We start from the raw sequence: 13,116 nt of genomic DNA on the forward strand, positions 1-13,116 counted from the left end.
GCGCGACAATTTTCTTAGAGTAAAAGTGACGATATGAATTCTCTGTTTGCCAGTACGGCCCGTGGGCTGGAAGAGCTGTTAAAAACTGAACTGGAAGCCCTGGGCGCGCAAGAGTGCCAGGTGGTTCAGGGTGGTGTCCATTTTGAGGGCGACACACGGCTTATTTACCAGAGCCTGATGTGGAGCCGCCTGGCGTCGCGCATCATGCTGCCGATGAAAGAGTGCAAGGTCTACAGCGATCTTGATCTCTATACCGGCGTACAGATGATCGACTGGACAGAGATCTTCACGCCAGACGCGACCTTCGCAGTGCATTTTAACGGTGTAAACGATGAGATCCGCAACAGCCAGTACGGCGCGCTGCGCGTGAAAGATGCCATCGTGGACTGCTTTACCCGTAAAAACAAAGAACGACCAAACGTCGATCGTGAAAACCCGGATCTGCGCATTAACGTCTGGCTCAATGGCGATACCGCCAGCATCTCTCTGGATCTGAGCGGGGCAGGTCTGCATCTGCGTGGCTACCGCGATCGCACCGGTATGGCGCCCATCAAAGAAACGCTGGCTGCCGCCATCGTGATGCGCTCCGGTTGGCTGCCGGGCACGCCGCTGCTCGACCCAATGTGTGGTTCCGGTACGCTGCTGATTGAAGCCGCGATGCTGGCCACCGACCGCGCTCCCGGCCTGCATCGCGGCCACTGGGGCTTTAGCGGCTGGGCGCAGCACGATGAAACACTCTGGAAAGAGGTCAAAGCCGAAGCGCAGGCCCGTGCGCGTAAAGGCCTGGCGGAGTATACCTCCCATTTCTATGGCTCTGACAGCGACCCGCGCGTCATTGAACGTGCGCGCAGCAATGCCCGTCGCGCAGGTATCGGTGAGCTGGTGACCTTTGAAGTGAAAGATGTCGCGAACCTGACCAACCCGCTGCCGAAAGGCCCCTACGGTACCGTTATCAGCAACCCGCCATACGGCGAGCGTCTGGATAGCGAACCGGCGTTGATTGCCCTGCACAGCCTGCTGGGCCGCAATATGAAAGACTACTTTGGCGGCTGGAATCTCTCCCTGTTTAGCGCTTCACCAGAACTGCTGAGCTGTCTGCAGCTGCGTGCCGATCGCCAGTTTAAGGCGAAGAACGGCCCGCTGGACTGTGTGCAGAAAAACTACCATCTGGCGGAGAAAGCGGCGGACAGCAAACCGTCGGGCGTGGCGGAAGATTACGCTAACCGTCTGCGCAAGAACCTGAAGAAATTTGAAAAATGGGCCAAACAGGAAGGCATTGAATGCTATCGCCTGTATGACGCCGATCTGCCGGAGTACAACGTGGCGGTTGACCGCTATGCAGACTGGGTGGTGATTCAGGAATATGCTCCACCAAAAACCATTGATGCGCAAAAAGCGCGCCAGCGCATGCTGGACGTGATCGCAGCGACGATTGCCGTGCTTGGCATCGCGCCAAACAAGCTGGTGCTGAAAACCCGCGAGCGTCAGAAAGGGAAAAACCAGTATCAGAAGATGGGTGAGAAGGGCGACTTTATTGAAGTGGGCGAATATAACGCTCGCCTGTGGGTTAACCTGACGGATTACCTCGATACCGGGCTGTTCCTCGACCACCGCATTGCCCGTCGTATGCTGGGCCAGATGAGCAAAGGTAAGGACTTCCTTAACCTGTTTTCCTACACCGGTAGCGCCAGCGTGCACGCGGGCCTGGGCGGCGCGCGCAGCACCACTACGGTGGATATGTCGCGCACCTATCTGGAGTGGGCGGAGCGCAACCTGCGTCTCAATGGCCTGACCGGACGCCAGCATCGTCTGATGCAGGCTGATGTCCTGGGCTGGCTGCGTGACACCGATGAACAGTTCGATCTGATCTTCATCGATCCGCCAACGTTCTCCAACTCCAAGCGTATGGAGGATAGCTTTGATGTACAACGCGATCACCTGCGCCTGATGACCGACCTGAAGCGCCTCCTGCGTAAAGGCGGCACGATTATGTTCTCGAATAACAAACGCGGTTTCCGCATGGATCACGACGGCCTGGCCGCTCTGGGACTGAAAGCACAAGAAATCAGCCAAAAAACGCTGTCTCAGGACTTTGCCCGTAATCGTCAGATCCATAACTGCTGGCTTATCACCGCGGCCTGAAAGGAAAAATAAATGTCTTTAATTAGTATGCACGGTGCGTGGCTCTCCTTCAGCGACTCACCGCTTCTCGACAATGCTGAACTGCACATCGAAGACAACGAACGCGTCTGTCTGGTGGGCCGTAACGGCGCGGGTAAATCCACGCTGATGAAAATCCTCAACCGCGAGCAGGGTCTGGATGACGGGCGTATTGTTTACGAGCAGGATCTGATTGTCTCCCGTCTGCAGCAGGATCCGCCGCGTCATGTCACCGGCAGCGTGTACGATTTCGTGGCGGAAGGGATTTCGGAGCAGGCTGAATACCTGAAGCGCTATCACGAGATTTCTCATCTGGTGATGACCGACCCGAGCGACAAAAATCTTAACGAACTGGCGAAAGTCCAGGAGATGCTCGATCATCACGGCCTGTGGCAGCTGGAGAACCGTATTAACGAGGTGCTGGCTCAGCTGGGCCTGGAGCCGGATATGCAGCTGTCTGCGCTATCTGGCGGCTGGTTGCGTAAGGCGGCACTGGGCCGCGCGCTGGTCAGCGGGCCGAAGGTGCTGCTGCTGGATGAACCAACCAACCACCTGGACATTGAAGCGATCGACTGGCTTGAAGGGTTCCTGAAAACTTTCAGCGGTACCATTATCTTCATCTCCCACGACCGTTCCTTCATTCGCAATATGGCGACGCGCATTGTCGATCTCGATCGTGGCAAGCTGGTCACTTATCCCGGCGATTACGATACTTATCTGCTGGAAAAAGAAGAAAACCTGCGCGTGGAAGAGCTGCAAAACGCCGAATTCGACCGCAAACTGGCGCAGGAAGAGGTGTGGATCCGTCAGGGTATCAAAGCCCGCCGTACCCGCAACGAAGGCCGCGTTCGTGCCCTGAAAGCGATGCGTCGTGAACGCAGCGAACGTCGTGAAGTGATGGGCAGCGCCAAAATGCAGGTAGAAGAGGCCTCCCGTTCCGGCAAGATCGTCTTCGAGATGGAAAACGTTAACTACCAGGTTGACGGGAAAGTGCTGGTGAAAGACTTCTCCGCCCAGGTTCAGCGCGGGGATAAAATCGCCCTGATTGGCCCCAATGGCTGCGGTAAAACCACGCTGCTGAAGCTGATGCTGGGCCAGTTGCAGGCGGATAGTGGCCGAATTCACTGCGGTACCAAACTGGAAGTGGCCTATTTTGACCAGCACCGCGCGGAGCTGGATCCGGACAGAACGGTGATGGATAACCTTGCCGAAGGTAAGCAGGAGGTCATGGTAAACGGTAAGCCGCGCCATGTGCTGGGCTATCTCCAGGACTTCCTGTTCCACCCTAAACGGGCGATGACCCCGGTGCGTGCGCTGTCTGGCGGTGAGCGAAACCGTCTTCTGCTGGCGCGGTTATTCCTGAAACCAAGTAACCTGTTGATTCTCGATGAACCAACCAACGACCTCGATGTCGAAACGCTCGAACTGCTGGAAGAGCTGATCGATGGTTATCAGGGCACCGTGATGCTGGTGAGCCACGACCGTCAGTTCGTTGACAACACCGTGACCGAATGCTGGATCTTCGAAGGCGAAGGGCGGATTGGTCAATATGTGGGTGGCTACCACGACGCGAAAGGGCAGCAGGCACAGTCGCTGGCGCAAAAACAGGCGAAGTCTAAAACAACGACTGAACCTGTTGTAACAAAAGCAGAAACTGTCAAGAAAACCTCGGCTAAACTAAGCTATAACCTGCAGCGCGAACTGGAGGGTTTGCCTCAGCGTCTTGAGGAGCTGGAGGCCGCGCTGGAGGCGCTGCAAGCGCAGGTTGCCGATGCATCCTTCTTCACCCAATCGCACGACTATACTCAAAAAGTCCTGGCCGAATTGTCCGCAGCTGAAAAAGCTCTGGAAGAAGCATTTGAGCGCTGGGAGTACCTTGAGTCTCTGAAAAACGGCGCATAAACAGGGATAACATATGTGTGACCAGCACCATGCCGACAGGCATATACTATGCTCGCAATGCGATATGCTCGTGGCGTTGCCAGAGCTTGGTCACGGACATAAGGCCCTGTGCCCGCGTTGCGGCACAACGTTGACAACCGAATGGGACGCGCCAAGACAGCGTCCCACGGCGTATGCGCTGGCCGCGTTGTTCATGTTGCTGCTCTCTAATCTCTTCCCCTTCATCTATATGAAGGTGGGAGGGATGACAAGCCAGGTCGATCTGCTTGAAATTCCGGGAGTGATGTTCTCGGAAGATTACGCCAGCCTCGGCACCTTCTTTCTTCTGTTTGTGCAGATCGTTCCGGCTTTTTGTCTGGTTGTCATCCTTTTGCTGGTCAACCGCGTAAAAATGCCCGCAGCCCTGAAAATCAAACTGGCGCGAGTCCTGTTTCAGCTTAAAAGCTGGGGGATGGCCGAGATTTTTCTGGCGGGTATTCTGGTCAGCTTCGTAAAGCTGATGGCCTACGGTGACGTGGGGATTGGCAGCAGCTTTATCCCGTGGTGTCTCTATTGCGTGCTGCAGCTGCGCGCATTCCAGTGCGTTGACCGACGTTGGGCATGGGATGATATCGCTCCTGCTCCCACACTTGCCCAGACGGTGAAGGTTGGCGTGCCGGGGATCCGCCAGGGACTGCGCTCTTGCTCCTGCTGTACTGCCGTGCTGCCCGCGGATCTGGACGTCTGCCCACGCTGTGAAACCAAAGGCCATGTGCGACGCAAAAATAGCCTGCAGTGGACCATGGCGCTGCTGGTGACCTCTGTGATGCTGTATCTTCCCGCGAATATTCTGCCGATCATGATCACCGATTTGCTCGGTGACAAAATGCCCTCGACGATCCTCGCCGGGGTGATATTGCTGTGGGGCGAGGGATCTTATCCGGTGGCTGGGGTGATTTTTATCGCCAGTATTATGGTGCCTACTTTAAAAATGATCGCGATTGCCTGGCTCTGCTGGGATGCGAAAGGGCACGGCAAACGCGACAGCGAACGCATGCACCTCATTTATGAAGTTGTCGAGTTTGTTGGACGCTGGTCAATGATTGACGTGTTTGTCATTGCCGTTCTCTCTGCACTGGTGCGGATGGGCGGTTTGATGAGTATTTATCCTGCGATGGGGGCTTTAATGTTTGCGCTGGTCGTCATTATGACCATGTTTGCGGCCATGACCTTCGACCCTCGTTTATCGTGGGATCGTGAGCCTGAATCAAGCCATGAGGAAGAGTAAGAGCATGGAAAATAAGAGTGGAGAGGCGAAAGTGCAGAAGGTCAAAAACTGGTCACCGGTGTGGATTTTTCCCATCGTGACGGCGCTGATCGGTGCATGGATCCTGTTTTATCATTACAGCCATCAGGGACCGGAAGTGACGCTCATCACCACCAATGCCGAGGGGATTGAGGGCGGTAAAACGACCATCAAAAGCCGCAGCGTGGATGTAGGGGTGGTTGAAAGCGCCACCCTGACGGATGATTTAACGCACGTAGAAATTAAAGCGCGGTTAAATGCCGGGATGGAAAAGCTGCTTCACGGTGACTCCGTTTTTTGGGTGGTTAAACCGCAGGTCGGCCGGGAAGGGATCAGTGGTTTAGGCACGCTGCTCTCGGGCGCGTATATTGAGCTACAGCCGGGGGCAAAAGGGACGCAGCCAGCCCAGTATCAGCTTTTAGACTCTCCACCGCTTGCGCCGCCTGATGCAAAAGGGATCCGCGTGATTCTCGACAGTAAAAAAGCGGGCCAGCTCTCACCTGGCGACCCGGTGTTGTTCCGCGGCTATCGTGTTGGCTCAGTCGAGACCAGCACCTTTGATCCGCAAAAAAGGACCATCAGCTATCAGCTGTTCATCAATGCGCCAAACGATCGTCTGGTGACCAGCAACGTACGCTTCTGGAAAGACAGCGGGATCGCGGTCGATCTCACCTCAGCAGGTATGCGCGTTGAAATGGGGTCGCTGACCACCCTGTTTGGCGGCGGCGTCAGCTTTGACGTGCCGGAAGGGCTGGATCTGGGGCAGCCGGTGGCCGAGAAAACGGCCTTCAGGCTCTTTGACGATCAAAGAAGCATTCAGGACGCGCTCTATACCGATCATATTGATTACCTGATGTTCTTTAAAGATTCCGTCCGCGGCCTGCAGCCGGGGGCGCCCGTTGAGTTCCGCGGTATTCGTCTGGGTACGGTCGGACAGGTGCCGTTCTTTGTGCCGGGACTTCAGCAGGTACTTGATGATGACTATCGTATTCCGGTGCTGATCCGCATTGAGCCAGAGCGTCTGGTTAACCAGATTGGCGAGAATCAGGATATCGGCGCGCATATTACTGATTTGATGAACCGTGGCCTGCGCGGCTCGCTGAAGACTGGCAACCTGGTGACTGGTGCGCTGTATGTGGATATGGATTTCTATCCAAAAGCTCCGCCGATTACCGGTATCCGTGAATTTGGCGGCTACAAGATCATTCCAACGGTGAGCAGCGGTCTGGCTCAAATCCAGCAGCGTCTGATGGAAACACTGGATAAGATCAACAATCTGCCACTGAATCCGATGATTGAAGCGGCGACAGGCTCGTTGCATCAGAGCCAGGAGACGATGCAGCGTCTGCAAACCACGCTGGATAACATCAATAAGCTCACGGCAAGCCAGAGCATGCAGCAATTGCCGCAGGATATGCAGAAAACGCTGCGTGAACTGAACCGTAGCATGCAGGGCTTCCAGCCTGGTTCAGCGGCCTACAACAAGATGGTGGCAGATATGCAGCGTCTTGATCAGGTCTTGCGTGAACTGCAGCCCGTACTGAAAACGCTCAATGAGAAGAGCAACGCGCTGGTGTTTGAAGCAAAAGATAAAAAGGATCCTGAGCCGAAGAGGGCGAAACAATGAAAAAATGGCTAGCGATTGTAGGTGCGATGGTGCTCACGGCCTGTAGCTCAGGGAGTGAAACGAAAAGCTACTATCAGCTGCCGCTGATGGCGCAGGCGGGTACGCAGAGCACCGCCTCGCAGGGCAACCGTCTGCTGTGGGTTGAGCAAGTGGCTGTGCCAGATTATCTGGCCGGCAACGGGGTGGTTTACCAGACCAGCGATGTGCAGTATGTGATTGCGAATAATAACCTGTGGGCCAGCCCGCTGGATCAACAGTTACGCAATACGCTGGTGGCGAATCTCAGCAGCCAGCTTCCGGGCTGGGTTGTCGCCTCCCAGCCTCTTGGAAGCGACCAGGACACGCTGAACGTGACGGTAACGGGCTTCCATGGTCGTTATGACGGTGCCGTTGTCATCAGCGGAGAATGGCTGCTTAACCATCAGGGACAGCTGATTAAGCGTCCGTTCCATCTGGAGCTCAAGCAGCAAAAAGATGGCTATGATGAAATGGTGAAAGTGCTTGCCCAGGGGTGGGCACAGGAATCGGCCAACATCGCGAGAGAAATCTCCCGGCTGCCATAAGTAAAATTCATCATAAAAAACCGCAATCGGTCTGCCACTGATTGCGGTTTTTTTTTCGTTTTCACGTCAGACCGTTACTTGTCCCGGGTCACAATTTTTGTACAAATGATCTTCTGGCTAGCTCACAAATATGACATCCGTATGAATTTTGAACGTTGACGCTACGACTAATTCGGGGTATTCGTTATCTGTGCCTGCACGCATTGTGCAGTCACTGTTTTCTTTCCACCAGACAAAAGAATGAGGGAAACGAGGCATGAAGAGACAGAAACGAGATCGCCTGGAACGGGCTCATCAACGTGGTTATCAGGCCGGCATCGCTGGACGATCTAAAGAAATGTGTCCTTATCAGACGATTAATCAAAGGTCACAATGGCTGGGAGGCTGGCGAGAAGCCATCGGCGACAGGGCACTCATAGCCTGATAACGTCTCTTTAAAAACAGAAACCTCCGCAATGCGGAGGTTTCGCCTTTCTGAAGCCGCGTATAGCAGCGTTTAGAAAGCAGATGTATCCTGGAACAGGCCCACTTTCAGGTCGTTCGCGGTATAGATCAGACGGCCATCTACCAGCACTTCGCCATCCGCCAGGCCCATAATCAGGCGGCGGTTAACAATGCGTTTGAAGTGAATACGATAGGTCACTTTCTTCGCAGTTGGCAGAACCTGACCCGTGAATTTCACTTCACCCACGCCCAGCGCACGGCCTTTACCTTCGCCGCCCAGCCAGCCCAGGTAGAAGCCAACCAGCTGCCACATCGCATCCAGGCCCAGGCAGCCAGGCATTACCGGATCGCCAATAAAGTGGCAACCGAAGAACCACAGGTCCGGATTGATATCGAGTTCTGCTTCTACGTAACCCTTATCGAAGTTGCCGCCGGTTTCGGTCATTTTCACGACACGGTCCATCATCAGCATGTTCGGGGCCGGTAACTGTGGGCCTTTCGCGCCAAACAGTTCACCGCGACCAGAGGCAAGAAGATCTTCTTTTGTATAGGATTCGCGTTTATCTACCATGTTCTCAGTAAGCCTTATTTTAGTGAAGGACGCAGGATAGCTAACACGTGTACGCTGAACAAGTCCGATCAGTTTGAACTAAACCAACCTAACCAGCGTAACGGCCACGGATAACGATGACGAGCATCTTGCTGGGTCGCCTGAGCAATGCGCTCCTGGATGGTCTGCATCAGGGTCGTTTGTCCCTCGCCGTCCCATACCAGGTTTGTCAGTAAGGGTAGTGCATCCTCGACGCCTTCGATGGCCCAGAGGGAGAATTGTCCCTGCTCTACCGCATCCAGCAGTGCCTGGCTGAGGCTTAAATGGCGTGCGTTGGGTGCTGGAATAATCACACCCTGTTTGCCGTTTAACCCGCGTTGCTGACAAATAGAGAAGAAGCCCTCAATCTTTTCATTCAGGCCCCCCACTGGCTGGGCACGACCAAATTGATCGACCGAACCGGTAATGGCGATGTTCTGATTGATCGGGACTTCCGCCAGGGCGCTGATTAAGGCACACAGCTCGGCCATAGAGGCGCTATCACCATCCACTTCGCTGTAGGATTGCTCAAACGTCAGCGAGGCAGAGAAGGGGATTTGTTGCTCAAGCTGCAGCTCTGACATCAGGAACGCCTGCATGATCATCATGCCTTTGGCGTGGATGTTTCCACCCAGCTCGGCTTTCCGTTCGATGTCGGTAAACTCGCCATCGCCAATATGGACGACGCAGCTGATGCGTGAAGGCTCGCCAAACGCACGCGGATGCCCGGGAAATTCAATCACCGACAGGGCATTGATCTGTCCGATGCGCTCGCCTTCGGTCTCGACCAGAATTTGCTCCAGCAGAATTTCATCCTGCATACGATCGGCCAGATAGCCTTCCCGCCACTCTCTTTGGGCCAGCATCTGGGAAAGTTGCTCACCGGTAAATGCGCCATTCCCACTGATCGCACCCACTTCACGCAGCTGTTTGCTGATCCAGAGCGGACACAGCGGCAGCGTCTCCTGGTCACCGGTATAGCGAACCGCTTCGCGGATAAGTACCGGCCAGGCGTCAGCCGCAGGCGTCGGCAGGGCAAAGCGGGCAGCAACGGCCATCACCCACTGACACCACTGCGCCATGTCATCGGCATCAGCAATCTGAATATTGTCTTCGTACTCGCTGTACACCGCCTGTGCAGCCAGCTCCGGCTCCATTTCCTGGAAATCAGCCAGCGATTCACGGTCACCCGTCAGCACCACGGTCAACGACAGCGGCATGGAAGGGACAGAGACCGGCAGAGGACGAGACTCGTCATAGCCCACCCAGTCAAATCGTTGCTGGCTCACAATCGTTTTCAGGCGCATCCATAACAGCGGCTGGGAGAGCAGGGTACGCAGGGAAATGATCAGTACGCCGCCATTGGCGCGATGCACCAGGCCCGGTTGCAGCGATAACTCACCGTTGAACTGGCGAAGGCAACCAAAGAGTTGTTCGGCCTCGGCCCAGTTAGCGGATACCACTTCGCCCTTTACCGCAAAACGGCCATCAGCCTGTTCTGCGGGTTCGAAAGAGACATCATGTCCTGAAATACGATACTGGCCGCCGTAAATAGCATTGGCTTCCGGCTGCAACTGGCGCATGGCATCACCCAGAAGCGTTAAATACTCGGCTTCTTCCGGGGCTTTGAGCAGCATGAAGGGAGATGTCGCCCACGGGCTTAACACCTGCTCCAGTGCGTAATGCAAACGCGGTTGTGTATCGCTAAGTATGAATTCGTGTTCTTGTGCGAGGTCTGGCTGTGCAAACAATTCCTGATAGCTTTCGGTATCCGGAACAAGGTCACGCCATGCAAGTTTCGTAATGGTCAAAGTTGATGTTTTTTAGTCAGATGTAAAACCGTGGAGTATACCGTAAGCGGGGGGCTCTTCCCAAGCAGGATTGGGGTTTTCGGGAAGCGAATCGCCTGCAATGCTTCACAGGATATGATTTCTTTTCAGCAGATTGCTAAAAAACTGATATTCTGAACAGAGTTACGTGGTAACACTGAGATCGCAATGAAATATCAACAACTGGAAAATCTCGAAAGCGGCTGGAAATGGAAGTACTTGGTCAAGAAGCACCGAGAAGGGGAGCTGATTACCTGCTACATCGAAGCCAGCGCCGCACAAGAGGCCGTGGATATTTTGCTGACCCTCGAAAATGAACCGGTACAGGTGAATGGCTGGATTGAGAAACATATCAATCCGGCACTGTTGAACCGGATGAAGCAAACTATCCGCGCACGACGCAAACGGCATTTTAATGCTGAGCATCAGCACACCCGTAAAAAATCCATCGACCTGGAATTCATGGTCTGGCAGCGTCTTGCAGGGCTTGCGCAACGGCGGGGAAAAACGTTGTCAGAAACGGTGGTGCAGTTGATTGAAGATGCCGAGCATAAAGAAAAATACGCCAACCAGATGTCTACGCTGAAGAACGATCTTCAGGCGCTGCTGGGTAAAAAATAACTTTTGAGTTTCTTCAGATAATAAAAAACCCCGCATCGCGGGGTTTTTTTATAAGACGATAACTTAAGCCGCTGGCTGAGTTACAACGTCTTTAACGCCTTTAACTTCGATCTCTACGCGACGATCTGGTGCCAGGCAGTCGATCAGAGCAGCGCGAGCTTTAACGTTGTCACAGGTGTTGCCAGTAACTGGGTTAGATTCGCCCATACCACGTGGGGAGATCTTGTTAGCTGGGATACCTTTAGAGATCAGGTAATCAACAACAGACTGAGCACGTTTCTCAGACAGTTTCTGGTTGTAAGCGTCAGAACCGATACGGTCGGTGAAGCCCAGAACCACTACAGAACCGTCTTTAGGATCCAGGTTGCTCAGCTGGGTGTACAGCTGATCCAGTGCCTGCTGACCTTCTGGTTTCAGGGTCGCTTTGTTGAAGTTGAACAGAACGTCAGACTTCAGAGTGAAGTGCTTGGTCTGTACTTCTGGAGCTGGAGCCGGCGCTGGAGCAACAACTGGTGCTGCATCTTCCTGCTGGCCGAAACGGTAGGAAACACCTACGCTCAGCATGCCGTTGTCTGGACGAACACCAACGGTAGCACCGTCACCGATGTTGTTAACCCACTGGTATTCCAGACGGGTAGCGATGTCACGGGTCATAGCCCACTCAACGCCACCAGCGAATACTGGGGAAACACCAGTGTCGTGGTCGTCGCCAGCGATGCTGTTGCTGGAGTCAGCGCGCCATACCATGCCGCCCAGACGGGTGTACACGTCCAGATCGTCAGTTACTGGGTAACCCAGTTTAGCGGTCAGCTGAACGCCCTGAGCTTTGAAAGCGCCGTTTACGGTGTCGCCTTTGTATGGCATACGACCTAACCAGTCGTAACCCATTTCAAAGCCAACATACGGGTTAACCTGATAGCCACCGAACGCACCTGCACCAAGCTGGCTCTCGTGAGTCGGGCCATCATTGTTCAGGCTGCTGTTGTACCAGCCGGTGTCGTGGAACTGAGACCAGCCCAGTTTACCACCTGCATACCAGGTATTATCTTTCGGAGCGGCCTGCGCTACGGTAGCGAAGCCAGCCAGTGCCACTGCAATCGCGATAGCTGTCTTTTTCATTTTTTGCGCCTCGTTATCATCCAAAATTCGCCATGAAAATCTCAATCGAGAATCACGGTTAAATCCTTCACCGGGGGGCGTGGTCAAATATAAATCTACCGATATCTTCGGCTTAGGCCGAGCACCCCTGGCGATGTAAAGTCTACAACGTAGCTGAAAACTTACAAGTGTGAAGTCCGTCAGGCATATGAAAAAAAAAGTTCCGTATACCGATTATTTAACAATTTCTGAACGAAATTTGTGCAATAAAATTAAGAAGAACCGCACCAGACAAGCCTTGCCGCCGTTTTGGACGATGGAACTAAAAGCGCATCTTAAGGTCGAAAAAAATTCCAGGAAAACTCTTAAATTTGCTCAGTGATACAAATTTGAGTGAATTTTTAGCCCTGAAAGTTGTCCTCTGCGGTAAGAATCCTGGCGAACCGGGCGCATGATAAAGCCGATCGCATTGCCTTCTTCTGCCGCTTCGGTGAGGCGAAAATGTTCCTGCTCCGTCAATTCGTCTGATAACCATCCAATCACCACGCTGTAATTCCCTGTACGTAATGCCCGGATCATCGACTCAACCGTATCGCAAGGAGAGAGTTGATTAATTTGCATGACCTTCGTCAGCGGCAGGCCTGCAGACTGAACCCATTCCCGGCTTAGTTTCTGCTGCGGCGTCAGCCAGAGCTGCCAGCGCGATTGCTGACCAAGCTGCTGCAAGAGCGGCAGTAACAGAAGTTGGGTCAACAGGGGCTGGTCTTCACGATAAACCACTTCACTGATAAGCCCTGTCGAAACACGCCCGACGGCGTTCTGTGCGACATCGCCAGCGGTAGAAGAGAAAGATGTTGAGCGATTTGCATAGCCTGAAGTGTACATAATCATTCCAGCCCTGTAGTTACTGTATAAATATACAGTAACCCCTGTATGCATAAAGATCAACCTCAATTTCGGAAAGCGACTCGCAAAATTCATTCATTCCTGGCGAACCT

11 protein-coding genes are annotated in these 13,116 nt (G+C 53.9%); 7 read left to right on the plus strand and 4 right to left on the minus strand.

All coding sequences use genetic code 11. The features are described from left to right. Positions 1-33 precede the first annotated feature (33 nt). From rlmKL to rmf, 6 genes are all read left to right on the plus strand, one after another. Entirely contained in the window at positions 34-2,142 is a 2,109-nt protein-coding gene (rlmKL, locus tag PUZ33_RS08080) for a bifunctional 23S rRNA (guanine(2069)-N(7))-methyltransferase RlmK/23S rRNA (guanine(2445)-N(2))-methyltransferase RlmL (protein ID WP_038419040.1), read from the plus strand. Positions 2,143-2,154: 12 nt separating this feature from the next. Then, positions 2,155-4,062: an ABC transporter ATP-binding protein gene (locus PUZ33_RS08085; RefSeq protein WP_029883226.1), complete on the plus strand. Its 1,908-nt coding sequence runs from the start codon at positions 2,155-2,157 to the stop codon at positions 4,060-4,062. A gap of 13 nt (positions 4,063-4,075) precedes the next feature. Then, a complete protein-coding gene (gene pqiA / locus PUZ33_RS08090) occupies positions 4,076-5,329 on the plus strand; it encodes a membrane integrity-associated transporter subunit PqiA (protein ID WP_028027912.1) in 1,254 nt (417 codons plus the stop codon). A 4-nt stretch (positions 5,330-5,333) separates the two neighbouring features. Then, positions 5,334-6,974: an intermembrane transport protein PqiB gene (pqiB, locus tag PUZ33_RS08095; protein ID WP_045295738.1), complete on the plus strand. Its 1,641-nt coding sequence runs from the start codon at positions 5,334-5,336 to the stop codon at positions 6,972-6,974. Then, a complete protein-coding gene (gene pqiC / locus PUZ33_RS08100; RefSeq protein WP_020689691.1) occupies positions 6,971-7,537 on the plus strand; it encodes a membrane integrity-associated transporter subunit PqiC in 567 nt (188 codons plus the stop codon). The genes pqiB and pqiC overlap by 4 nt, the downstream gene beginning before the upstream one ends. A 256-nt stretch (positions 7,538-7,793) precedes the next feature. After that, complete coding sequence (rmf, locus tag PUZ33_RS08105; protein ID WP_013097261.1) at positions 7,794-7,961, plus strand: ribosome modulation factor; 168 nt, start codon at positions 7,794-7,796, stop codon at positions 7,959-7,961. Between the two features lie 72 nt (positions 7,962-8,033). On the opposite strand, the gene fabA is transcribed toward rmf, so the two are convergent. Beyond that, a complete protein-coding gene (gene fabA / locus PUZ33_RS08110; protein WP_000227926.1) occupies positions 8,034-8,552 on the minus strand; it encodes a bifunctional 3-hydroxydecanoyl-ACP dehydratase/trans-2-decenoyl-ACP isomerase in 519 nt (172 codons plus the stop codon). 68 nt (positions 8,553-8,620) lie between these two features. Then, positions 8,621-10,381, minus strand: a complete 1,761-nt coding sequence (locus PUZ33_RS08115; RefSeq protein WP_058680330.1) for an AAA family ATPase — start codon at positions 10,379-10,381, stop codon at positions 8,621-8,623. Positions 10,382-10,567: 186 nt separating this feature from the next. On the opposite strand from PUZ33_RS08115, the gene matP reads away from it, so the two are divergent. Then, on the plus strand, positions 10,568-11,020 hold the full coding sequence (gene matP / locus PUZ33_RS08120; protein WP_013097258.1) for a macrodomain Ter protein MatP: 453 nt from the start codon (positions 10,568-10,570) through the stop codon (positions 11,018-11,020). A gap of 63 nt (positions 11,021-11,083) precedes the next feature. On the opposite strand, the gene ompA is transcribed toward matP, so the two are convergent. Next, complete coding sequence (gene ompA, locus PUZ33_RS08125; RefSeq protein ID WP_028027914.1) at positions 11,084-12,139, minus strand: porin OmpA; 1,056 nt, start codon at positions 12,137-12,139, stop codon at positions 11,084-11,086. A 354-nt stretch (positions 12,140-12,493) separates the two neighbouring features. Further along, complete coding sequence (gene sulA, locus PUZ33_RS08130; protein WP_013097256.1) at positions 12,494-13,003, minus strand: SOS-induced cell division inhibitor SulA; 510 nt, start codon at positions 13,001-13,003, stop codon at positions 12,494-12,496. Between the last annotated feature and the right edge of the window lie 113 nt (positions 13,004-13,116).

The sequence above is a fragment of the Enterobacter cloacae complex sp. 2022EL-00981 genome (assembly GCF_028737495.1).
Lineage (GTDB): Bacteria > Pseudomonadota > Gammaproteobacteria > Enterobacterales > Enterobacteriaceae > Enterobacter > Enterobacter cloacae.